22 protein-coding genes are annotated in these 24,181 nt (G+C 51.7%); 9 read left to right on the forward strand and 13 right to left on the reverse strand.

What is annotated here, in order from left to right; genetic code table 11:
* Window positions 1-7 precede the first annotated feature (7 nt).
* Complete coding sequence (gltB, locus tag ABD035_RS05490) at window positions 8-4,474, reverse strand: glutamate synthase large subunit (RefSeq protein WP_343868371.1); 4,467 nt, start codon at window positions 4,472-4,474, stop codon at window positions 8-10.
* A 734-nt stretch (window positions 4,475-5,208) separates the two neighbouring features.
* Between gltB and arcB the strand changes: the two genes are divergently transcribed.
* Both arcB and mtgA read left to right on the forward strand, forming a co-directional pair.
* On the forward strand, window positions 5,209-7,551 hold the full coding sequence (gene arcB / locus ABD035_RS05495) for an aerobic respiration two-component sensor histidine kinase ArcB (protein WP_343868373.1): 2,343 nt from the start codon (window positions 5,209-5,211) through the stop codon (window positions 7,549-7,551).
* Between the two features lie 905 nt (window positions 7,552-8,456).
* Entirely contained in the window at window positions 8,457-9,176 is a 720-nt protein-coding gene (mtgA, locus tag ABD035_RS05500; protein WP_343868375.1) for a monofunctional biosynthetic peptidoglycan transglycosylase, read from the forward strand.
* Window positions 9,177-9,188: 12 nt separating this feature from the next.
* Here mtgA and npr read toward each other — a convergent pair whose 3' ends face one another.
* From npr to ABD035_RS05550, 10 genes are all read right to left on the reverse strand, one after another.
* The gene (gene npr / locus ABD035_RS05505; RefSeq protein ID WP_212715172.1) at window positions 9,189-9,461 is read right to left on the reverse strand and encodes a PTS phosphocarrier protein NPr; all 273 of its coding nucleotides are present in this window, start codon (window positions 9,459-9,461) and stop codon (window positions 9,189-9,191) included.
* Complete coding sequence (rapZ, locus tag ABD035_RS05510) at window positions 9,458-10,312, reverse strand: RNase adapter RapZ (protein ID WP_343868378.1); 855 nt, start codon at window positions 10,310-10,312, stop codon at window positions 9,458-9,460. The genes npr and rapZ overlap by 4 nt, the downstream gene beginning before the upstream one ends.
* Before the next feature lie 48 nt (window positions 10,313-10,360).
* Complete coding sequence (ptsN, locus tag ABD035_RS05515) at window positions 10,361-10,846, reverse strand: PTS IIA-like nitrogen regulatory protein PtsN (RefSeq protein WP_025903822.1); 486 nt, start codon at window positions 10,844-10,846, stop codon at window positions 10,361-10,363.
* A 452-nt stretch (window positions 10,847-11,298) separates the two neighbouring features.
* On the reverse strand, window positions 11,299-12,732 hold the full coding sequence (gene rpoN / locus ABD035_RS05520; protein ID WP_212715174.1) for an RNA polymerase factor sigma-54: 1,434 nt from the start codon (window positions 12,730-12,732) through the stop codon (window positions 11,299-11,301).
* A gap of 51 nt (window positions 12,733-12,783) precedes the next feature.
* A complete protein-coding gene (gene lptB / locus ABD035_RS05525; RefSeq protein WP_212715175.1) occupies window positions 12,784-13,509 on the reverse strand; it encodes an LPS export ABC transporter ATP-binding protein in 726 nt (241 codons plus the stop codon).
* Between the two features lie 5 nt (window positions 13,510-13,514).
* Window positions 13,515-14,066 carry a lipopolysaccharide ABC transporter substrate-binding protein LptA gene (gene lptA / locus ABD035_RS05530; RefSeq protein ID WP_212715176.1) on the reverse strand — a complete coding sequence of 184 codons (552 nt, stop codon included), beginning with the start codon at window positions 14,064-14,066 and terminating at the stop codon, window positions 13,515-13,517.
* Window positions 14,044-14,613 (reverse strand): LPS export ABC transporter periplasmic protein LptC, encoded by a 570-nt coding sequence (gene lptC / locus ABD035_RS05535; protein ID WP_343868381.1) that lies wholly within the window; start codon window positions 14,611-14,613, stop codon window positions 14,044-14,046. Before lptC ends, lptA begins: the two co-directional genes overlap by 23 nt.
* On the reverse strand, window positions 14,610-15,173 hold the full coding sequence (kdsC, locus tag ABD035_RS05540) for a 3-deoxy-manno-octulosonate-8-phosphatase KdsC (RefSeq protein ID WP_212715178.1): 564 nt from the start codon (window positions 15,171-15,173) through the stop codon (window positions 14,610-14,612). The genes lptC and kdsC overlap by 4 nt, the downstream gene beginning before the upstream one ends.
* Before the next feature lie 13 nt (window positions 15,174-15,186).
* Window positions 15,187-16,173, reverse strand: a complete 987-nt coding sequence (gene kdsD / locus ABD035_RS05545) for an arabinose-5-phosphate isomerase KdsD (protein WP_343868384.1) — start codon at window positions 16,171-16,173, stop codon at window positions 15,187-15,189.
* A 12-nt stretch (window positions 16,174-16,185) separates the two neighbouring features.
* Window positions 16,186-17,166, reverse strand: coding sequence for a calcium/sodium antiporter (locus ABD035_RS05550; RefSeq protein ID WP_343868386.1), 981 nt, complete (start codon window positions 17,164-17,166; stop codon window positions 16,186-16,188).
* Between the two features lie 226 nt (window positions 17,167-17,392).
* Here ABD035_RS05550 and mlaF point away from each other — a divergent pair, with 226 nt between their 5' ends.
* The 7 genes from mlaF (at window position 17,393) to murA (ending at window position 22,242) form a co-directional block, all read left to right on the forward strand.
* Entirely contained in the window at window positions 17,393-18,208 is an 816-nt protein-coding gene (mlaF, locus tag ABD035_RS05555) for a phospholipid ABC transporter ATP-binding protein MlaF (protein ID WP_212715181.1), read from the forward strand.
* Window positions 18,209-18,212: 4 nt separating this feature from the next.
* Window positions 18,213-18,995, forward strand: coding sequence for a lipid asymmetry maintenance ABC transporter permease subunit MlaE (gene mlaE, locus ABD035_RS05560; RefSeq protein WP_343868389.1), 783 nt, complete (start codon window positions 18,213-18,215; stop codon window positions 18,993-18,995).
* 4 nt (window positions 18,996-18,999) lie between these two features.
* On the forward strand, window positions 19,000-19,542 hold the full coding sequence (mlaD, locus tag ABD035_RS05565) for an outer membrane lipid asymmetry maintenance protein MlaD (RefSeq protein ID WP_212715183.1): 543 nt from the start codon (window positions 19,000-19,002) through the stop codon (window positions 19,540-19,542).
* Between the two features lie 13 nt (window positions 19,543-19,555).
* A complete protein-coding gene (mlaC, locus tag ABD035_RS05570) occupies window positions 19,556-20,221 on the forward strand; it encodes a phospholipid-binding protein MlaC (RefSeq protein ID WP_343868391.1) in 666 nt (221 codons plus the stop codon).
* The gene (gene mlaB, locus ABD035_RS05575) at window positions 20,221-20,526 is read left to right on the forward strand and encodes a lipid asymmetry maintenance protein MlaB (RefSeq protein ID WP_212715185.1); all 306 of its coding nucleotides are present in this window, start codon (window positions 20,221-20,223) and stop codon (window positions 20,524-20,526) included. Before mlaC ends, mlaB begins: the two co-directional genes overlap by 1 nt.
* A gap of 114 nt (window positions 20,527-20,640) precedes the next feature.
* A complete protein-coding gene (ibaG, locus tag ABD035_RS05580) occupies window positions 20,641-20,895 on the forward strand; it encodes a BolA family iron metabolism protein IbaG (protein WP_025903835.1) in 255 nt (84 codons plus the stop codon).
* Between the two features lie 66 nt (window positions 20,896-20,961).
* The gene (gene murA, locus ABD035_RS05585) at window positions 20,962-22,242 is read left to right on the forward strand and encodes a UDP-N-acetylglucosamine 1-carboxyvinyltransferase (protein ID WP_343868394.1); all 1,281 of its coding nucleotides are present in this window, start codon (window positions 20,962-20,964) and stop codon (window positions 22,240-22,242) included.
* 145 nt (window positions 22,243-22,387) lie between these two features.
* On the opposite strand, the gene ABD035_RS05590 is transcribed toward murA, so the two are convergent.
* A complete protein-coding gene (locus ABD035_RS05590) occupies window positions 22,388-22,699 on the reverse strand; it encodes a helix-turn-helix domain-containing protein (protein ID WP_212715187.1) in 312 nt (103 codons plus the stop codon).
* Window positions 22,700-23,029: 330 nt separating this feature from the next.
* The gene (gene ispB / locus ABD035_RS05595; protein ID WP_212714641.1) at window positions 23,030-24,001 is read right to left on the reverse strand and encodes an octaprenyl diphosphate synthase; all 972 of its coding nucleotides are present in this window, start codon (window positions 23,999-24,001) and stop codon (window positions 23,030-23,032) included.
* Window positions 24,002-24,181 lie beyond the last annotated feature (180 nt).

A 24,181-nucleotide genomic window follows, 5' to 3' on the forward strand; every position in this document is an offset into this window, starting at 1 on the left:
TGACCTCTTACTGCGCCTGAACCCGCAGTTCTGCTGCGGAGCGACTACGGTGGCCCAGTAATGCTTTGACATCACTGGACTTAGGTTTAACCAGGGTGAATTTAGCAGACCATTTCGGCCAGTTCGCCAGGATCTCTTCGCCACGGCCGGACTGGGTGTACTGAACGTGTTCAGTAATCAGCCCACGCAAGTGCTCTTCGTGAATAGGCAATTGCTCAACATCCAGCACTTCTACCAGTTCAGCATTCACACGTTTACGGAATTCACCGTCTTCATCCAGCACGTAAGCGAATCCGCCGGTCATGCCTGCGCCAAAGTTAACGCCGGTGCGACCCAGTACGCAGACAATGCCGCCGGTCATATATTCACAGCCATTGTCACCAATACCTTCAACCACGGTAATGGCACCGGAGTTACGGACGGCAAAACGTTCGCCTGCACGGCCCGCGGCAAAAAGTTTACCGCCGGTGGCGCCATACAGACAGGTATTACCGGCAATGGTCGCTTCCACGCTGCGGAAGGCAGAACCTACCGGCGGACGGATGGCCAGTAACCCGCCAGCCATGCCTTTACCGACATAGTCGTTAGCATCTCCGGTCAGGATCATTTCCAGTCCACCGGCATTCCATACCCCGAAACTCTGACCGGCGGTGCCGGTAAAGTAAACGCGGATAGGATCTGCCGCCAGCCCCTGGTCTCCGTGAGTCAGGGCGATGGCACCGGAAAGTGTGGCGCCGACGGAACGATCGGTATTCCGGATATCGAAATAGAACGTTTTACTCTGACGCTGTTCAATGAACGGGACCGCCTGATCCAGTAACGCTTTGTTAAGCACGCCTTTATCAAACGGCGGATTGCTTTCGGTGCAGTACATGGCTTTACCTGGCATTGGCTGTGCCGTCTTCAGCAGTGAAGACAGATCCAGCTTTTGCTGTTTTGCCGTAAATCCGTCCAGTTCCTTCAGCAGATCGGTACGGCCGATCAGGTCAGTCAGACGGGTTACCCCCAGTGAAGCCATAATTTCACGGGTTTCACGGGCAATAAATTCAAAGTAATTCGTCACCTTGAACGGTAAGCCATGGTAATGGTTGGTACGCAGCTTATCGTCCTGAGTCGCTACCCCGGTAGCACAGTTATTCAGGTGGCAAATACGCAGGTATTTACAGCCCAGTGCGACCATCGGGCCGGTCCCGAAACCGAAGCTTTCGGCCCCCAGGATCGCGGCTTTAACAATATCGAGGCCGGTTTTCAGGCCGCCGTCGATCTGTAAGCGGATTTTATGACGCAGGCCATTGGCCACCAGTGCCTGCTGAGTTTCGACCAGCCCCAGTTCCCAGGGACATCCGGCATATTTAACCGAGGACAACGGACTGGCACCGGTGCCGCCATCATAGCCGGCAATAGTGATCAGATCGGCATAGGCTTTTGCTACCCCGGTCGCAATGGTCCCGACACCCGGTTCGGAAACCAGTTTGACCGAAATCATCGCCTGCGGGTTAACCTGCTTGAGATCGAAAATCAGCTGCGCCAGGTCTTCAATGGAATAGATATCATGGTGTGGCGGAGGTGATATCAGTGTGACACCCGGTACAGAGTAGCGGAGCCTTGCAATATACGGCGTCACTTTGTCGCCGGGTAACTGTCCGCCTTCACCCGGTTTCGCCCCCTGGGCGACCTTGATCTGAATAACATCCGCATTCACCAGGTAGGCCGGTGTGACACCGAAACGCCCGGAAGCGACCTGTTTGATCCGCGAGACTTTATTGGTGCCGTAACGTGCAGGGTCTTCACCACCTTCGCCGGAGTTAGAGAAGCCGCCGATGCTGTTCATGGCTTCCGCCAGTGATTCATGAGCTTCCGGGCTCAATGCACCGATAGACATTGCCGCACTGTCAAAACGTTTAAACAGCTCACTGGCAGGTTCAACATCGTCGATCACGATGCTGTCAGTGCCGGGCTGTAACTGTAACAGGTCACGCAGCGTGGCTACCGGACGGTTATTGACCAGTTCTGCGTACTTCTTATAGTCATCGTAATCGCCGCTCTGTACCGCCTGCTGCAACGTACCAACCACATCCGGGTTATAGGCGTGGTATTCACCACCATGGACGTATTTCAGGAGTCCCCCCTGTTCCAGTGTCTTACGCTGCAACCAGGCGCGTTTTGCCAGATTCGTTAAATCCTGCTGGAAATCACTGAAGCTGGCACCGCCGATCCGGCTGGTGACATTCTGGAAACAGAGACGGGTCACATCCTGATGTAAACCGACGGCTTCGAACAGCTTCGAACAACGGTACGAAGCGATGGTCGAAATGCCCATTTTGGACATGATTTTGTACAGGCCTTTATTGATGCCATTACGGTAATTCAGCATCACGCTGCGGTAATCTTTGCCGATAATCCCGCTGTCTGACATCTGTGCCAGAGACTCATAGGCCAGCCACGGGTAGACCGCTGTTGCACCAAAGCCGAACAACACTGCAAAATGATGCGGATCACGGGCCGACGCCGTTTCAACAATGATGTTGGCATCGCAGCGCAGACTTTTTTCAACCAGCCGTGCCTGTACTGCCCCGACAATCATCGGCGCCGGGACCGGCAGACGGCCGGCGCTGATGGCCCGATCAGACAGAACCAGCAGAACGGTCCCCTCACGCACCAGCTCTTCCGCCTGATCATTCAGACGATGAATAGCCTGTTCCAGCGTTTCGTTTTCCGGCTCGAAAGTACAGTCCAGGGTATCGGCACGATAGTACTTACCTTCCAGCGTCGTCAGCTGAGTAAAGTCAGAGTAAAGCAGGATAGGGGATTTAAAACTCACACGGTGAGCCTGGCCTTCCGCTTCACAGAAGACGTTCATCTCCTGACCGATACTGGTTGCCAGTGACATCACGTGGTTTTCACGTAACGGGTCAATCGGCGGGTTGGTGACCTGCGCAAACTGCTGACGGAAATAGTCATAGATAATGCGCGGGCGGCTGGAGAGGACGGCAAAAGGCGTGTCATCCCCCATTGAGCCCACAGCTTCCTGACCATTTTCGCCCAGTACCCGCAGAATGCTGTCCAGTTCTTCACTGCTGTAACCAAACTGCTTGTGGTAGGTTGCCAGCATAGCATCGCTGAGGTGACGTTTACCTACCTGGTCATCGGTCAGCCTTTCAAAAGGCACTAAGCGTTTAACATTCTTTTCCATCCACTCTTTATAAGGATGGCGGCTTTTCAGGTCGTTATCGGTTTCTGAGGAGTGGAGGATACGGCCTTCACGGGTATCGATCACCATCAGCTCACCGGGACCGACACGACCTTTCTCCACCACTTCATCGGGCTGATAATCCCAGATACCGACTTCAGAGGCGCAGGTAATTAATTTATCACTGGTAATTACATACCGGGCCGGTCGCAGACCATTACGGTCCAGGTTACAGGCCGCGTAACGTCCGTCAGACATGACTATCCCGGCCGGGCCATCCCACGGCTCCATATGCATGGAGTTGAAGTCAAAGAAGGCACGTAACTCAGGATCCATATCCGGATTGTTCTGCCATGCCGGTGGCACCAGTAAACGCATCGCACGGACCAGGTCCATCCCCCCGTTAAGGAACAGCTCCAGCATGTTATCCATTGAACTGGAATCCGACCCGGTCTCGTTGACAAACGGAGCGACGGTCTGCAGATCAGGGATCAACGGAGTATTGAATTTATATGCACGGGCACGTGCCCACTGCCGGTTACCGGCAATGGTATTAATTTCACCATTATGCGCCATGTAGCGGAAAGGTTGGGCCAGTGGCCAGCGAGGCACAGTATTGGTTGAAAAGCGCTGGTGGAATAAGCAAATAGATGATTCTAAACGTAAATCCGCCAGGTCGAGATAAAACCGGGGCAGGTCAGTGGGCATGCAGAGCCCTTTGTAGATATTCACCTGATTGGAGAAACTACAAATATAGAAATCACTGTCATTCAGGGCTTCGACGCGTTTTTCTATCCGGCGGCGAGCCATGTACAGGCGGCGTTCCATATCACGCGGACGCCATCCGGCCGGGGCGTTAATAAACACCTGCTGGATCCCCGGCATTGACGACAGGGCAATCTCCCCCAGAACGTCCTGATTGGTCGGGACTTCACGCCATCCGGCAACAGAAAGTGTCTCACGGAGAATTTCTTCTTCGACAATAGCCCGGGCAGCACTGGCCTTTGCTTCGTCGGTGCTCAGAAAGAGCATACCGACAGCGTAGTTCTTCGCCAGACGCCAGCCTTTTTCTTCCGCTACAATACGGAAGAAGCGGTCAGGCTTCTGTAACAGAAGACCACAGCCGTCACCGGTTTTACCGTCAGCCAGAATTGCACCGCGATGTTGCATTCTGGCGAGTCCATGAATGGCCGTACGTACTACTTTGTGGCTCGGTTCACCTTCTATATGGGCGATCAGTCCAAAACCACAGTTATCCTTTTCAAGGGATTTATCATACAACATTGAGTGAACCTCCCCGGGCTCTAGAGACTCTTGTTATTCCGGCAGTCAGACATGCGCAGCAGCCGCGTAAGAATGAGGCATCCGCAGATGCACAAACATGTCTTAATCGCTGCTTCTGCCATGGCGGGCTTCATCGATGTGACAAGTGTCGGGAACTTGTTACAGGGAACCTCTGCTACTGCATAAATATGGCGGACAATGAATCCGCACAGAAAGCTTCCAGTGGATTTCCAACTTATCGGGAAAGCGAGGTCAGGTCAAATAGCGACTCTTTCTGTGACGGGGGAGGGTGTTTTTTTATATATTATTGAATATCAAGTGTTTACTGGTTTTTTTATCCGGTTGTTCACACTCAGGATGCATAGGCAATTGTGAACTGTCTCACTATAGTGCGGCTTCTCAATGCCTGCACCATGCTGGTGCCGGAGTGATTTTTAGCACAAAATTCCGCGTATGCGAAAATTGCTGCATGATATCTCTGTTTTATCCAAAATCCTTATTTTCTGCGCGGTCTCAGGGATCATTAAAAATATTAATAGGCTTGCCTGATGCCTTAAGATTCACTTCTTATGAATTTATATTCATTTTGTGCTTTATGTGATGATCGCTGACCGTTACGCAGTCGCGGATGAGGATGACGGTGTCGTTCGGTAAAACACGTCCGTGGTTCCTGTCAGCCTGTTTCTGCGTTAAAAAGGTAGGATATGATGGGAGTTCACAGTCAGGGAGTGTATATGAAACAGATCAGATTACTGGCGCAATACTATGTAGATTTGATGGTCAAACTTGGCCTGGTCAGGTTTTCTTTATTACTGGCCTCAGCCTTAGTGGTACTGGCCATGATTGTCCAGATGGCCGTCACACTGGTGTTGCAGGGCAGAGTGGAGAGTATCGACGTCGTCCGTTCGGTATTTTTTGGATTACTGATCACGCCCTGGGCCGTGTACTTTCTCTCTGTGGTGGTTGATCAGCTGGAGGATTCCCGTCAGCGATTAGCCCGGCTGGTGGATAAGCTGGAAGAGATGCGTCACCGGGACCTGCAACTCAATCAGCAGCTAAAAGAAAACATTCAGCAACTCAATCAGGAAATTAACGATCGTAAAAATGCAGAGCAGGCCCGTGAACATGCCATGGATAAGCTCAAGGATGAAATGGCCAGCCGCGAAAAGACGCAGATAGAACTGGAACAGCAGTCCAGTTTCTTACGTTCGTTTCTTGATGCTTCTCCTGATCTGGTATTTTATCGCAATATTGATCGCAAGTTTTCCGGTTGTAACCGTGCCGTGGAGTTACTGGCGGGGAAAAATGAGAAACAGCTGGTCGGGCTGTCTCCGCTGGATATCTATGATGCCGATACCGCAGCCAAAATACTGGAAACGGATGAGAAGGTCTTTCGTCATAATGTTGCGCTGACCTATGAACAATGGCTGCAGTATCCGGATGGTAAAAAAGCCTGTTTCGAAATCCGTAAAGTTCCCTATTACGACCGGGTCGGCAAGCGTGCCGGCCTGATGGGCTTCGGTCGTGATATCACCGAACGTAAGCGTTACCAGGAAGCGCTGGAAAATGCCAGCCGCGAAAAAACCACCTTTATCTCGACCATCAGTCATGAGCTTCGCACGCCACTGAACGGCATTGTCGGTCTGAGCCGTATCCTGCTGGATACCGAACTGAGTCAGGAGCAGCTGAATTATCTTAATACCATCCATGTATCGGCGATCACTCTGGGGAATATTTTTAATGATGTGATCGAAATGGATAAAATTGAACGCCGCCGGGTCAGGCTCGATAATCAGCCTATCGACTTCACCGGCTTCCTGGCGGATCTCGAAAATCTCTCCGGCCTTCTGGTTCAGCCAAAAGGCCTGAAGTTCGTGATGTCCGCGCAGCAACCCTTACCCGAAACGATCGTGGCCGACGGAACACGGTTACGTCAGATCCTGTGGAACCTGATTGGTAATGCCGTGAAATTCACCCGTGAAGGCGAGATTATCGTCACCGTCACCTATGATGATGCCACGCAGAAACTGCGCTTCGATGTCAAAGATTCCGGTATCGGCATTCCGAAAAGTGAGCAGGACAAAATTTTTGCCATGTACTACCAGGTGAAGGACCAGCATGGGGGGAAACCGGCGACCGGCACCGGTATCGGCCTGGCGATTTCTTACCGCCTGGCACAGGCGATGGGAGGGGATATCACGGTCAGCAGCCATCCGGGAGAAGGCGCTTGTTTCAGTGTGGTGATTGATGCGCCAGCCCTGACCACTGTGGAAGAAGATACCGAGGAACCGGACACGATGCCTCTGCCGGCACTGCATATCCTGCTGGTTGAAGATATTGAACTGAATGTGGTCGTTGCCCGTTCTGTACTGGATAAACTGGGATGTTCCACCGATGTGGCGATGACCGGTGCAGAGGCGCTGGAGATATTCGATCCCCGGGAATTCGATATGGTACTGCTGGATATTCAGCTTCCGGATATGACCGGGCTTGATGTCGCACGCACATTGCATCAGCGTTTTGCCGGACAGGACCTGCCTCCGCTGGTGGCACTGACCGCCAATGTGCTCAAAGATAAGAAAGAGTATCTGGAGGCCGGCATGGATGATGTGTTAAGCAAACCCCTGGCGGTGCCGGCCCTGACCTCGGTGATCAGTAAATACTGGAATCCGCATCAGGAGGAGGAGGAATCGATCCCTGAACCGGCCTCTTCTGCTGAGCAGAAGCACCTCGATATCGTCATGCTGGAACAATATCTCGAGCTGGTGGGACCAAAACTTATCTACGACAGTCTGAGCATGTTCGAAAAAATGATGCCGGGCTATCTTGATGTTCTTGATTCCAACATGATGGCAAAAGATCAGAAAGGCATTGCAGAAGAGGGCCACAAAATTAAAGGGGCGGCAGGTTCTGTCGGCTTAAAATATCTGCAGGAGATTGCGCGGCAAATTCAGACGCCGGAACTTCCGGCATGGTGGGACAACGTCCAGGAATGGATCGATGAACTACGACATGAATGGCGTCATGAAGTGGATACGCTCAGGAAGTGGGTAGAAAGCAGAGAAGCAGAAAAGTAAGTGGCCGGCAGAAAAAAATGACCCCGGGTAAACCGGGGTGCGCGAAGATTGCGCCAACACCAGGGAAATGGTCACGTTGTAGCCGGATACGTAAAGTCGTTCTCCGGTAAGAACCGGGGCTACAGCGGGTATTGGATGACTGCTGCACTTACCTTAACAAAAACTGAGGTCACTTTGCCACAATTCATTAAGATTTATGATGTTGAAATCCGGCAGACGGACCGGCTATCTGCGGAGGTTTATCTTCGCTGCACCTTTTAAGGGCAGTTAACCTCCGGGCGGAAGCCGCCTGTCTGTTAAAGGAGAAAAGTGATTAACACCCTGTTTATCTCCCGAAAAAACCTTTCAATTGATGGTGTTTTTATCTGCGATTGATCTGAAACGGGATTTCACGGTTATTTATTTATAAAAACAATAAGTAAGATACCTGATACTGGCCGGCATTTCCCCCCGGGCAGGTCGTCCGCTACCCGATGAAAGGCACTTCCGCACGGTGATCACGGAGATTACCCGGAACCCGGTAGATCGATGTCAGGGTGACCCGGCCCCGGACAGAGGCATCCCGGGGCAGGCCAGCCTCTGTTTTTTCCCACTGAATGATAATTTATATTTAATTTATTGTTAAGTAAGTGATCAGCGGTAAACCGGATTAAACATTAATTTATCTTAACATTTAAACGAAGCCTAAACAGACTGGAACCGATTCCTTAGTGGCGTGAAGTGATTGATGTTATTGATATAATTATTCTATCCCTTAGTAATTTTTGCCATATTCAGGATATTATTCACACTGAATAATGAGATTTTTCAGAAAATAGGATTGGAAAGTTTATACAAACCACCCGCAGGATGATCATCAATGAACTGCGGTTATATCAGAACAGACCTGCTGCAGGAGCCGATTCATGACAAGTAAAAAGGGATTCCGGTACAGACTTAAACGACGTTTATTGCTGACAGTCACCGGGATTATTGCCACGGTGATTGTGGCAATCCTGGTTTTTTCGGTAGTCCCGGTGCCCTTTTCGGCAGTGATGGCGGAGCGTCAGGTCAGTGCACTCGTCTCAGGGGATACGGATTACCGTGCCCGTTCCCGTTGGGTCAGCATGTCGGAGATCTCTCCCTGGATGCCGCTGGCTGTGATTGCCGGGGAAGATCAGAAATTTCCGGAGCATTGGGGATTCGATTTTGCGGCAGTACAGTCGGTGCTGGATAGTCGTCAGCGGGGAGAAATACGGGGCGCTTCGACACTGTCTCAGCAAACGGCTAAAAATATGTTTCTCTGGGACGGACGCAGTTGGTTACGTAAAGGGCTGGAGGCCGGGCTGACTGTCGGGCTGGAAACCCTCTGGGGTAAGAAAAGGATACTGACGGTCTATCTGAATATTGCTGAGTTCGGACCGGGGATTTTTGGGGTGGAAATGGCCTCGGAAACCTATTTCCATAAACATGCCAGCCAGCTGACCCGTCAGGAAGCTGCATTACTGGCTGCTATCTTACCGAATCCTATTCTCTACCATGCCGATGCTCCCTCGGTCTATGTCCGTGGACGGCAGCAGTGGATCTCCCGACAAATGGAACAGTTAGGCGGTACCGGTTTTCTGGAAAAATATCATCTGTACTGACCTGATGCCGGGTTAATCTTCATCAAACCCGGCGTTGAACAGTTCGACCACCGCCTGCAGTGCCCGCGCTTCATCCGGTCCGCTGGCTTCAACTTCAATCTGTCCGCCTTGTGCCGAATCCAGCATCAGCAGGGCGATAACACTGCTGGCATCGGCCTCGGTACCCGCTTCGTTACGCAGGATCACTTCGCAATCAAAACTCTGGACCAGTTCGAATAATTTCATTGCCGGCCGGGCATGCATCCCCAGCTTATTTCTGATTTTTACTGATTCTTTCACTGTCATATTTTTTTCTTTTCCAAGGTGCGATGCCGTGACTGAACATTCTTGCCACGTGAACGGAAATAGGCCGCCAGTTGCTCTGCAATATAGACGGAACGGTGTTTTCCGCCAGTACAACCGATAGCCACTGTCAGATAACTTCGGTTGTTGGTTTCCAGCATCGGAAGCCAGAGCTCAAGATAACTGCGGGTCTGATAAATGAAATTATGGACTTCAGTATGGCGGTCAAGAAAATCGATCACCGGACGGTCCAGGCCGGTGAGGGGTCTCAGCGCCGGATCCCAGTGAGGATTCGGCAGAAAGCGGACGTCGAAGACATAATCGGCATCGATCGGAATACCGTATTTGAAACCAAAGGATTCGAACACTATGGTCAGCTCACGCTCACGTTTACCCAGCAAGCGCGCCCGCAGCATTTCGGCCAGTTCGTGGACCGACATTTCAGAGGTATCGATGATCAGGTCGGCTCTGGCGCGCAGAGGCTCAAGCAGATTGCTCTCCTCGTCGATGGCATTTTCCAGCGACAGGTTTCTGCTGGAAAGCGGGTGCAGCCGCCGGGTATCGCTGTAACGGCGGATCAGCGTATTGCGGTCAGCGTCCAGAAACAGTAATTGCGGAGTAAATTTGTCAGACAGATGACTAAATGCGTGTTCGAAAATTTCCGGAGATTCCGGCATATTGCGGACATCAATACTGACAGCCGCAGAGATATTCTGCTTCGCCAGTGAATTGGCCAGCTCAGGCAGTAAATCGACGGGCAGGTTATCGACACAATAAAAGCCCATATCTTCAAGGGCGCGGAGTGCGACAGATTTTCCCGACCCGGAACGCCCACTGACGATCATCAGAACCATGACCTTTCTCCCGTAATGATCCCGGATAACAGTAATACGTGGCCGGAATTATTCTTCCGTGCGCTGCTGCTCATCCATAATAATGTCATAGAGTTCCTGATCGCTTTGTGCCGCCCGCAAGCGTCTGCAGATATTCTTTTCTGCCAGGCGTTTGGCTACCTGGGATAATGTATGCAAGTGCGTTTTGCATTGGTCCGCCGGAACCAGCAGGGCAAATAACAAATCAACCGGCTGATTATCAACGGCATCGAATGAAATAGGATGCTCAAGGTGGATGAACACACCAATGGTTCTTAATGTGTCTTCTTCCAGTTTGCCATGGGGGATAGCAATGCCATTGCCGATACCCGTGCTTCCCATCCTTTCACGATTCAGGATCGTTTCAAAAATGGTCTGGTGTGGCAGATTCAGCTGTGCTGCAGCCAGCTCGCTGATAATCTCCAGTGCCCGTTTTTTACTCTGGCAGTGCACATTGTTGCGTGTACATTCCGGGGTAAGCACCTGGCTAAGTTCAAGTGTCAGTTCACTATTCATATAATTTCACTTGCAGATTCATCTGGCCACTATTGTGGTTATCGGTTGCCCTGTATGCCGCCACAGTGACAGACCGGGGTCTGTCTGTAAACGTCAGGACAAAAACAGCCGCGGAGTTGTCTGGACTGTTGCCCTTTACTGCACTGCGCCGGACTGCCTGTACGGCTGCAGCATGTCTTGATTCCGGCTTACCTGCCGTAGGGGCTTCCCGGCGGATGCCGGCCACCGCTCATCCGGGGGGCATCCGCCGGGGAGTACTGTACACCCCAGGCACGATGTTCTCTGTGACTGAGTGAACACTGACCACCGCGGATCGCGTTAACCCCGGGCGATTCTTCGGTAAACCCTGCCACAGCGTAGCAAACCTTTTTTCGCTAAACTGATGCGGAGGTTCCGTTATTTCTTCCCGGTGATCGCTACCGGTGGTGACACCGGCCCGCGAGACTGTCACGTTAAAGCAGCTGTTTACGCTGGTTTGACGGTGGGATAGATAATGATTCGCGATACTTAGCGACGGTTCGCCTTGCCACCATAATGCCCTGTTCAGATAACATAGTGGTGAGTTTACTGTCACTCAAGGGCTTTACGGGGTTTTCCGTTGAAATTAATTTTTTCACCAGGGCCCTGATCGCCGTGGAGGATGCTTCACCGCCACCTTCAGTATTCACATGGCTTGAGAAAAAGTACTTCAGCTCAAAGATGCCCCGTGGACTGTGCAGGTATTTCTGGGTCGTCACGCGTGAGATAGTGGATTCATGCATTTCTACGGCCTGGGCAATGTCTGCCAGGACCATTGGCCGCATATATTCTTCACCCTGCTCGAAAAAAGCCTGTTGCTGCTCGACAATACAGCGGGAAACTTTCAGCAGTGTATCGTTACGGCTTTCGAGGCTCTTAATCAGCCAGCGGGCTTCCTGTAAGTTATTACGGATAAATTGATTATCGCTATCGTTACGGGCACCGCCGCTCATGGCGGCATACTGCTGATTAATGCGTAATCCTGGCAGGCTGTCGGTATTGAGTTCGACGGTCCACTGGCTGCCTGACTTACGCACCAGGACATCGGGGATCACATACTCTGACTCACCGGTATTAATAGACTGGCCCGGTCGCGGGTCCAGAGACTGGATCAGCAGCATCGCCTCTTTCAGCACATCTTCTTTGAGCCGGGTCACGCGCATCAGACTACGGAAATCATGGTTCGCCAGAAGATCCAGATGCCCGCGGACAATCAGGCGCGCCTCTTCCAGCATCGGGGTTTCAGGAGCAAACTGAGAAAGCTGAATCAACAGACACTCTTTTAAATCTCTGGCGCCGACACCGATAGGGTCGAAATGCTGGATACGCTTTAAGACTGCTTCGACCTCTTCAGGGGTCAGTTCGTCATCACCCATACTTTCCAGAATGTCATCCAGCGGAACGGTCAGATATCCCGTGGTATCAATCGCATCAACAATAGAGGTCGCTATCGCGCGGTCAGTATCACTGAACGGCGTCAGTTCCATTTGCCATATCAGGTAATCCTGCAGGGATTGTGTCGTTTCGCCCTGATAGAGAGGCAATTCATCATCCTGATAGTCTGTGCCTGTTCCGGAGGGCGTCCCTGCAGTATAGATTTCATCCCAGGTCGCATCCAGAGGAAGCTCTTCCGGCATATCTTTTTGTTCCAGGGCTTCCCGTGTATCCAGGGATGCGCTTTCACCTGACTCCTCAGCATCGACCTCGTTGAGTATCTCTGTTTGTTCCAGTAACGGATTACTTTCCAGAGCTAATTGTAATTCTTGTTGTAACTCGAGCGTCGACAGTTGCAACAGCCGTATCGCCTGCTGCAACTGGGGGGTCATTGCCAGTTGTTGGCTGAGTCTGAATTGCAAACTTTGCTTCATAGTGAGGCGTGCATTTCCTGAAAAAATATCAATAAGAACACATTACCAGAATCAGAGTCGGAACTCTTCACCGAGATAAACGCGTTTAACCTGCTCGTCGGCCAGAATATCTTCCGGAGTGCCGTGAGCGATTAATTTACCCTGACTCACGATATAAGCGCGTTCACACACCGCGAGTGTTTCACGGACATTGTGGTCAGTGATGAGTACGCCCAGACCGCTGTCACGCAGATGCTCAATAATTTTTTTGATATCAATGACCGAGATAGGATCAACGCCGGCAAAAGGCTCATCGAGCAGGATAAATTTGGGGTTAGCGGCCAGAGCTCGGGCAATTTCAACACGGCGACGTTCCCCGCCGGAAAGGGCCTGTCCCAGACTGTCGCGCAGATGTTCAATATGGAACTCTTCCATCAGCTCGTTAGCACGATCTGCCCGCTGCTCTGCGCTCAGATCCTTACGGATCTGCAGCACCGCCATCAGGTTATCGTAAACACTCAGGCGACGAAAAATAGAGGCCTCCTGGGGAAGATATCCGATACCCCGGCGGGCCCGGGCGTGCAGTGGCAGTAAACTGATATCATCACTATCGATAACAATCCGGCCTGCATCGCGGGGAACAATACCGACAACCATATAGAAGGTGGTGGTTTTCCCGGCCCCGTTAGGGCCCAGCAAACCGACAATTTCACCGGAGTTGACTTGCAGGCTCACATCCTCAACCACACGTCGGCCTTTGTATGCTTTTGCCAGGTTCTCTGCAATTAAAGTCGCCATAAGTATTATTGACTCTGTTTAGGGGATTTCGTGGTTTTAGGGTTCTGTAATTCAGAGGGCACCAGTGTGGTGGTGACACGTTTTTGTGGCCCCTGGCTGTCAGCCTGCATTTTTTGCAGTTTCACCAGATAAGTAATGCGGTCACCCTGAATATTGCTGTTCAGCTGCTGGATATACGCATTGCCGGTCAGTTCAACCATATCTTTCGCCAGATCATAATGTAATTTGGCGGCATGACCTTTGACCGGTTTACCGTTGTCCTGCATCTGATAAAAAGTCGCCGGATTACCGTAGGCATCCACCAGGGTTTTTTTACTATCTCCGCCCGGACGGGTGACCACCACCTTATCCGCAGTGATCCTGATCGTTCCCTGAGTAATGATCACATTGCCGGTAAAGGTCGCCACATTGCCCTGCATATCCATTGACTGGTTTTCCGAGGTGACATTCACCGGTTTATCGGAATCCCCTGTCACGGCCAGTGCAGGCAGACTACAGGCCAGCAGTGTACTGATCAGCAACAACCTGATGCTATTAGTGTTGGTTTTGAATTTCATAGTAGGTTTTGACCTTTTCAATTAATTCGGCTGTTTTTGCGCGTAAATTACCCCGCATCTTCATCCCTGTAGAGTGGAAATCCTGGCCGTAAAGAGTGACCTGGTCATCGGAGGTCACATCCTGAGTGACGAGGTTAATCTGCGCATTATCCGTCGTTATCCGTTCAATTTTTGCATTCGGGCTTAAGGCCCGCACTTCCACGTGCCCGTACAGATACAGCATCCGGTTTTGGGTTAATTTTGCTTTATCTGCTTTGACTGACCATGCCGGCGCTTTTTGCGGGTCAAACGTCGTCATGACAGGGTTATCAAACCAGCTGACGCGGGCCGTATCAAAATAAGCCACTTTTGCTGAATCCAGCGTATAGGCGAGCCCGCCCTCCGGGTTATAGACCACCGTATGGGTGCTGGCGGTGGTATAGGTCGGGCTTTGATCATCTGCGACCACTGCGGGTGAAGATGATTCCTGATTTGTCAGGTTCCAGCCAATCAAGACCACTGCAATAATGGCCAGCAGCAGGGTGATCCAGCGTCTGGTTTTACTCATATCGATAACCCTTTGGCATCCTCGAATTTGTCTTGTGCCATCAAAATAAGATCACAAATTTCCCTTACCGCGCCACGGCCACCGTTGATACGTGTGACATAATCTGCACGCTGGAGTAATAAGGGATGGGCATCCGCCACCGCAACACTGAGACCGACCTCTGCCATGACCGGCCAGTCGATCAAATCATCGCCAATATAGGCGACCTGGTCCGGACGGAGCGACAGTTTATCCAGAAGATCGCGAAAGGCCAAAATCTTATCTGATTGTCCCTGGTAGAGGTGGCCGATGCCTAGTGTACGGCAGCGATCTTCCAGTAATCCGGCCTTACGTCCGGTAATGATCGCCACTTCCACCTCATTGGTTAACAGACAGCGGATCCCATAGCCGTCACGGACATTGAAGGCTTTCAGTTCTTCTCCGCTGTTCCCCATATAGATCAATCCGTCAGACATCACACCGTCAACATCACAGATCAATAATTTTATTCCGGCGGCAGCGGTCATCACGGCCCGACGGACAGGCCCGTAACAGGTTTCAACGGGTAATTCAGTATTCATTCTCTTATCCTGCTCAGACGACACCGGCACGCAACATATCATGCATATGTACCACACCCACCAAACGATTGTTATCCGCAACCAGTAACGAGGTGATATTTTTACTTTGCATAACATTTAGCGCATCAACAGCCAGCATATTAGATGTTACGCGGATCCCCCCCGGGGTCATGACATTATCTATCAGCGTTGACTGGAAGTTGATCCCCATATCGATGACCCGACGTAAATCACCGTCGGTAAAGATACCCGCTATCGTCATATCCTCCTCAACGATCACCGTCATACCCATTTTCTTACGGGTGATCTCCAGCAGGGCATCACGCAGTGATGCATGGCGCGGAACGCAGGGCATTTCCGTACCGGCATGCATCACATCGCTGACGTGCAGCAAAAGCTTTCTGCCTAATGCCCCGCCGGGATGCGAGAGGGCAAAATCATTGGCCGTAAAACCGCGGGCTTCCAGTAAGGCAACGGCCAGCGCATCTCCCATTACCAGCGTCGCCGTGGTGCTGCTGGTGGGGGCCAGGCCCAGCGGGCAGGCTTCCTGAGGAACCCTGACGGTTAAGTGCAAATCGGCGGCTTTCGCCATGGCACTTTCCGGCCGGCTGCTCAGGCAGATTAACGTAATTTTCAGTCGTTTGATCACCGGGACCAGCGCCAGGATCTCGTGAGACTCCCCGCTGTTGGAGATGGCGAGTACCACATCCTCCGGGCCGACCATGCCCAGGTCGCCGTGGCTGGCCTCCGCAGGATGGACAAAAAACGCCGGTGTACCGGTGCTGGCAAAGGTCGCGGCCATTTTTCGGGCAATGTGGCCGGATTTCCCCATCCCCATCACCACGACTTTACCTCGACAATGGTAAAGGATGTCACAGGCGCTGGAAAAATCCTCGTTAATATACTGGTCCAGTTGTTCAAGACCTTCGCGTTCGATACGCAGAACGTTTTTTCCGGCTTTTCTGAAATCAAAACCAGAGCTTGTCGGTTGTTCAGACATTCCAGAGTCCTTTTATTGATTATTCATCATCGGATAAACCCAGAGCATGGCGGCCCAGACAATAAATCCGCACAACAGAAAAGCTCCGGTGAGACGACCGATACGCCGGTCTTTTCTCAGGCAAATGACCGCAAAAAGTGTACTGACCCCGAGCATGACCCAATAATCCCGCGAAAAAGCATTACTGTCGATACTGCCCGGACTGACCAGTGCCGGAAGCCCCAGAACAATGGCCGTATTGTAAATATTAGCACCCAACAGGTTGCCGACGGCGATATCACCTTCTCCTTTCAGAGTTCCGGCAATGACGGTGGCCAGTTCCGGCAGGCTGGTACCGATGGAGATAAAAAACAGCGACATCAGCAGTTCACTGATCCCCAGATAATCTGCCACCACTGTCGCGTTATCCAGTATCATCCGCGTGGCCACCGGCAACAGGACCAAAGCGACCCCGAGCCACAGGCAAGCCACCGTATTACCGGCATCTTCGCCCGGCAGTTCGGCTAACTGCTCACGCGTCAGTGAGTCGCCGGTGGCTGCCTGGGTTTTGTTGGCCAGCCGGATAATACCCCACAGATAAATGACAGCCATGGCTAACAGACAAAAACCTTCGCTCCGGGTCAGAAAATTATCGGCCAGTAATAGCCCGCAAAGCAGCGTCACCAGTAGCATCAGGGGCAGTTCCCGGCGCAAAAGGGCCGAGTTGATTTTCAGAGGATGGAGCAATGCAGCCCCCCCCAGAATTAATAAAATGTTGGTAATATTGGAACCCAGGGCGATGCCGACAGAAAAGTCGCGTAATCCATGCTGTGCCGCAGATAACGAAAGAATGATCTCTGGCAGTGAGGTCCCGATACCGACGACTGTCATACCAATAATCAGCGGAGGGATCCCGAGAGACCGGCATAAAATGGAGGCACTGAATACCAGCCGGTCGGCGCCATAAGCCAGCAGCAGTAAACCAAGAACCAGCAGGACAATCGCGACAAGCATGGGTATTCCTTTGCCAAAGTGGCCGTGATACCGGAGCGCGGTGTCAGGGCAAAAACAGGGTTCAACATTATCAGGGGCTGATTTTGACTGCCGGAAGGCGAAAAGTAAATTTTATGACTGAATTACACAAACCTGGCCTGTAATTTTCTGTAAAAATAGCGTGGTGCTATCCTCATGGCTGGCATCATAATCAATTAAAAAGCCCGAACACCTGTAAGGGGTCACTATGGTTCAGCAACACAAAGGATTAGTGGAAATCCGCGGGATGAGTTTCTCCCGGGGGAACCGCAAAATCTTTGATGACATTACCCTGACGGTTCCTGAAGGGAAAATTACCGCCATTATGGGGCCGTCGGGTATCGGTAAAACGACATTATTGCGCCTGATCGGCGGGCAATTATCGCCGGATAACGGAGATATTTTCTTCCGTGATGACAATATTCCGACATTGTCCCGCAGGAAGTTATACGACGTCCGTAAAAAGATGAGCATGTTATTCCAGTCAGGGGCACTGTTTACCGATCTCACTGTCTACGAAAACGTGGCCTGGCCTTTGCGTGAGCATACCCGGTTACCCCCGGAATTATTGCATACCACGGTGATGATGAAGCTGGAGGCCGTCGGATTGCGGGGAGCTGAGGAGCTGACCCCGGCAGAGTTATCGGGTGGTATGGCCCGGCGTGTTGCCCTGGCGCGCGCGATCGCGCTGGATCCTGAACTCATTATGTTTGATGAACCTTTCGTCGGGCAGGATCCCATCACGATGGGGGTGCTGGTGAAACTGATTGATGAGCTTAATCATGCACTTGGCCTGACCTGCATCGTGGTTTCTCACGATGTGCCTGAAGTACTGAGTATTGCTGACTATGCTTATATTGTGGCAGGACAGCATATAATTGCGCAGGGTAGCCCCGAAGCATTACGGGAAACGCCTGATCCCCGTGTCCGTCAGTTTATCGATGGCCATGCGGATGGTCCGGTACCTTTCCGGTATCCGGCCGGTGACTATCTCACCGATTTGCTAAGCTCCGGGAGGCATTAACGACATGTTGTTAAAGGCAGTAGCGTCATTAGGACGTTGGGGAATTAAGAGCTGCACATCGTTTGGCAGGGCAGGCCTGATGCTATTTCACGCGCTGGTGGGCAAACCGGCGTTTGTTAAACACGGCCGGCTGGTTATCCGGCAGATTTACAGCGTGGGTGTGCTTTCTTTGCTGATTATTCTGGTTTCCGGCCTGTTTATCGGCATGGTGCTGGGGCTGCAGGGGTATCTGGTCTTAAAAACCTACGGCGCAGAAACCAGCCTGGGTATGGTCGTTGCGCTCTCGTTATTGCGTGAACTGGGACCGGTCGTTACCGCATTACTGTTTGCCGGACGGGCCGGGTCAGCATTAACCGCTGAAGTCGGACTGATGAAAGCGACAGAGCAGTTATCCAGCATGGAAATGATGGCCGTGGATCCTCTCCGGCGTGTGGTGGCTCCCCGTTTCTGGGCCGGGGTCATCAGTATGCCATTACTGGCCATCATGTTCACCGCGGTCGGTATCGCCGGGGGGGCTCTGGTAGGTGTGGACTGGAAAGGGATCGATCCCGGTTTCTTCTGGTCAGCCATGCAGGGTGCCGTCGATTTCCGCGTGGATATTATTAATTGTGTGGTGAAAAGCATCATCTTCGCCATCGCAGTTTCATGGATAGCGTTATTTAACGGCTATGACGCTGTTCCGACGTCTGAGGGGATCAGTCGTGCCACCACCCGTACGGTAGTACACTCATCCCTGGCCATACTTGGGTTAGATTTTGTGCTGACAGCACTGATGTTTGGGAATTAACGCAATGCAAAGTAAAAAAAGTGAAATCTGGGTAGGTATTTTCCTGTTGCTGGCACTGGTCGCTGCGCTGTTTCTCTGCCTGCGCGTCGCTAATCTGAAATCCTTTGGCACAGAACCGACGTGGAAATTATATGCGACCTTTGACAATATCGGGGGCCTTAAAGTCAACTCTCCGGTGAAAATCGGCGGTGTGGTCATCGGCAGAGTCACCAACATCTCTCTGGATGACAGCACGCTGTCACCGAAAGTTACGATGGCGATTGATGATGCGTATGCCGGAAAAATTCCGGATACCAGCTCGCTGGCGGTACGTACACAGGGTCTGTTAGGCGAGCAATTCCTGGCGCTTAACCTCGGCTTCAATGATCCGGATTTGGGTTCTGCTATCCTTAAGAATGGCGACACGCTGCGTGATACAAAATCGGCAATGGTGCTTGAAGATCTGATTGGACAGTTCCTGTACAAAAACGGTAACGGTAGCAGTGATAAAGATCAAAGTGCTTCGCCTGACAGCAATGGCCCATCAGCGCCGGCGCCAACTCACTAAGAGGAAAGTTTATATGTTAGTCAAACGTCTGTTAATGGCAGCGATGCTGGTAACACTGCCGGTAGCAGCGGTGAATGCCGCTGAGACCACTCCGGCGAGCACCCAGGTTGATCAGAGTAACCCTTACACACTGATGGATCAGGCGGCCGCAAAAACGTTTACCCGTCTGAAGAATGAACAGGCGAAGATTAAGCAGAACCCGGATTACCTGCGTGAAATTGTCCAGCAGGAACTGATGCCTTATGTCCAGGTAAAATATGCCGGTGCGCTGGTACTGGGCCGTTTCTACAACCAGGCGACCCCGGCACAACGCGACGCTTATTACAAAGCTTTCGGTGATTACCTGGATCAGGCCTACGGCCAGGCCCTGGCGCTGTATCACGGACAGACTTATCAGATTGAGTCTCCGCAACCGCTGGGCAATGCTAATCTGGTCGCTATTCGTGTCACCATTATCGACCCGAATGGCCGTCCGCCGGTCCGGCTGGATTTCCAGTGGCGTAAAAATTCCCGCACCGGGGCATGGCAGGCCTATGACATGGTGGCAGAAGGGATCAGCATGATCACCACGAAACAGAATCAGTGGGGAGACTTACTGCGCACCCAGGGTATCGATGCGCTGACTGCACAACTGAAACAGTACGCAGCCCAGCCCATTTCACTGAATCAGCAAAACTGATGAGTGATACGTTGCATTGGCAGCAACAGGACCGCGCGTTGCTGCTCAGTGGCAAACTGGACCACGAAACACTGCTCCCGCTGTGGGAGCAGAAAGAGAAGGTGGTGCAGGGGGTGTCAGAGATTAATGTGTCCGGATTAAAACGGGTCGATTCGGCGGGACTGGCGCTGCTGGTTCACCTGCAAAATATTGCCTCCCGTTCCGGTCAGCCGGTAGTATTTCAGGGTATCTCTGATAAATTACAGTCACTGATCACACTGTATAATCTTCAACAGATTATTGTTTCTGCTGAAGAAAGCCGATAAAGAATGCGGCACTGATGAAAAGCCCCTGCCTCAGGCAGGGGCTTTTGTGTATTTAAGATAAAGCTGCTTTCTACTAAGATATGGGCTGATTATGATTAACGGAAGCTGAATGCAATGGAAAATAATGAAATTCAGGCAGTATTAATGCAGGCCTTGTCGCTGGATGAAGTCCATGTCAGCGGTGACGGTAGCCATTTCCAGGTGATCGCCGTCGGTGAACTTTTTGAACCGATGAGCCGGGTAAAAAAGCAGCAGGCTGTGTATGCCCCGTTGATGGAATATATTGCGGATAACCGTATTCATGCGTTATCCATAAAAGCATATACCCCTGCTGAATGGGCCCGTGATCGTAAGCTGAATGGTTTCTGATTCAGGCTGCGTAATTACAGGCTGGCAGGTCTTGCCTATTATGATTGTTAATTGAGAGCCGTGTTAATGGATAAGTTTCGAGTACAGGGTCCCACCCGCTTAAGTGGTGAAGTTACCATTTCCGGTGCGAAAAATGCCGCACTACCTATTCTTTTTGCCGCATTGCTGGCAGAAGAACCGGTAGAAATAAAAAATGTCCCTAAACTGCGTGACATTGATACCACCATGAAGTTGCTAAGTCAGCTTGGGGTAAAAGCAGAACGCAATGGTGCTGTCCATCTGGATGCCAGCGGGGTTAACATTTTTTGCGCCCCTTATGACCTCGTAAAAACCATGCGTGCGTCTATCTGGGCTCTGGGACCGCTGGTGGCTCGTTTTGGTCAGGGACAGGTCTCCTTACCCGGCGGATGTGCTATCGGGGCTCGGCCGGTAGACCTGCATATCAGCGGCCTGGAGCAGCTGGGTGCGGAGATCAAACTGGAAGAAGGCTATGTCAAAGCATCTGTGGATGGGCGTCTGAAGGGTGCGCATATTGTGATGGATAAGGTCAGTGTAGGTGCGACCGTTACCATCATGAGTGCCGCGACCCTGGCTGAAGGGACGACGGTGATTGAAAACGCCGCGCGTGAGCCGGAAATTGCCGATACTGCCAGCTTCCTGAACACCATCGGTGCCAAAATCTCCGGTGCCGGAACGGACCGGATTGTCATCGAAGGTGTTGAGCGTCTGGGCGGCGGTAGCTATGAAGTGGTACCAGACCGTATCGAGACCGGAACCTTCCTGATTGCTGCGGCGATTTCCGGAGGAAAAGTGCTCTGCCATAAAACCCGTCCCGAAACGCTGGATGCCGTCCTGGCCAAGCTGCGTGAAGCAGGCGCGGATATCGAAACCGGTGCAGACTGGATAAGCCTGGATATGCACGGGCGTCGTCCGAAAGCGGTCAATATCCGTACCGCGCCGCATCCCGGGTTCCCGACCGACATGCAGGCACAGTTCACACTGCTTAATCTGGTGGCAGAAGGGACCGGTGTTATTACCGAAACCATCTTCGAAAACCGTTTTATGCACATTCCGGAGCTGATCAGGATGGGAGCCCATGCCGAGATCGAGAGTAACACCGCCATTTGTCATGGTGTGGAAAAACTCTCCGGTGCGCAGGTCATGGCGACCGATCTGCGGGCTTCCGCCAGTCTTGTATTGGCAGGATGTATTGCAGAAGGTGAAACGCAGGTGGATCGTATTTACCATATCGACCGTGGGTACGAGCGCATTGAAGATAAACTGCGTGCGTTAGGTGCCAATATTGAACGTGTGCATGGTGATGAAGAGTATCCCCACGCGGAATAACGGGTGATAATCTCTGAAAAAGGCCTGACTTTCCTGTTCAGGCCTTTTTTATGGCGTCTCCGCGAGGACGGCAGGCCTTTTCGGGCAAGCGGCCTCGCGGGGCTACCCCTGCTGGCGCGTTAGCTCACTGGCGGGGCTGCAAGCGTTATGGTGTGCTGTTGGTGGCCGGCGGAGTGGTGTTCCGGTCATGATGAGGCAGACGGCGCATCAGTTTTTCCCGATCCAGTAGCTCATGGGTCACCGGATGATAATACCGGCTCGGCCAAATCTCGGCCGGGTGGATATCAATGGCGCGGGCGATCAGCCACTCTCCTTTAGGCCAGGGACGGGATAAGGCATTGGCCAGGGTGGAAGAGCTTAACCCGGCATTACGTGAGACTTCCGCCAGTGAAGTCCCTTTTTTTCTCAATGCGGCAATAATGTCTGCAGTGTGCCAGTCCGTTTTTTGCGTATTCATCCTCTCTCCTTTTCAGATGTTAGTGATGCTATCGAAATATGTATCGCATCTGCTTACGCGATAAAATTACACCTCTTTTGGAAATAGGTATATCAAAAACAGTCGTATAATTTTATAAAAGTAGTCATAAAAACTGCTGATTTGGAGTGTGAGTCGCAAAAATCGAGAAAATATAATGATAAATATCTGGAGCTTTCCGGAACTTTCTCTGAAAGAAAGACCGTAACTGACTGTCCAGGGACGAAAAAAAAGCCCGTACAGGGCTTTTTTGTTGAATGAGTCATCAGGATCGTCAGGGATCACCGGCTCAGTCAGGATCCTTTTTCAGGATCAATAGTCACGCTGAACAGACATATGCGCCAGTGACTCAAGGGCCTGACGCCATGGCGTCTGTGGCAGTACCTGTAAAGCAGCAATCGCTTTATCGGCTTCTGCTTCGGCACGCTGACGGGTCCATTCCAGCGAACCGCACTGCTGCATCGTTGCCTGAACCTCTTCTAACAGGTGACGGCCATTACCCTGTTCAATTGCCTGACGGATCATCGCGGACTGTTCGGCATTCCCGTGCTTCATCGCATGTAGCAGGGGCAGGGTGGGTTTACCTTCACTCAGGTCATCACCGACATTTTTACCCAGCGCAGCATTATCCGCGCTGTAATCCAGCAGATCATCAATCAGCTGAAATGCGGTCCCGATATAGCGCCCGTAGTCGCGCAGTGCCTGTTCCTGCGCATCCGTAGCCTCCGCGAGGATAGCAGACGTCTGTGCAGCCGCTTCAAATAACCGGGCCGTTTTACTGTAGATAACCCGCATATAGCTCTCTTCAGTAATATCCGGATCGTTACAGTTCATCAGCTGCAGCACTTCACCTTCTGAAATGACATTCACCGCTTCAGACATTAAGGCGAGGATCTTCAGGGATCCCAGCGAGGTCATCATCTGAAAGGCGCGGGTGTAGATAAAATCCCCGACCAGTACACTGGCGGCATTACCGAAGGCTGCATTAGCGGTGGCTTTGCCACGGCGCATATCGGATTCATCGACCACATCATCGTGAAGCAATGTCGCAGTATGGATAAATTCGATCAGCGCGGCATTAAGAATATGTTGATCATTCTGATAGCCAAGTGCCCGCGCAGACAGTACCGCAATCATCGGACGAATACGTTTACCACCACCGCTGACAATGTAATGACCTAACTGACTGATAAGCGCGACATCGGAGTCAAGCTGGTCAAGAATAGTCTGATTGACGGCCGCCATATCTGCGGAAGTAAGTTCTGTAATTTGTTCTAAGTTCATACGTCTGTTCAGTTTTGACCCGGTTTTAGCCCTTACAGGGCTTTTTAAACAAGAGTGCTCAGATAGCGTCATCGGTCTGTATCTGAATAAATTTCTCTGTCGGCAGTCGTGGCAGTCTCAGGCAGGATGAACACTGCGCCAGTGAACCACTGATGACACCCATTGTACTTGAAAATCGGT

The sequence above is a fragment of the Tatumella terrea genome, from assembly GCF_039523755.1.
Lineage (GTDB): Bacteria > Pseudomonadota > Gammaproteobacteria > Enterobacterales > Enterobacteriaceae > Tatumella > Tatumella terrea.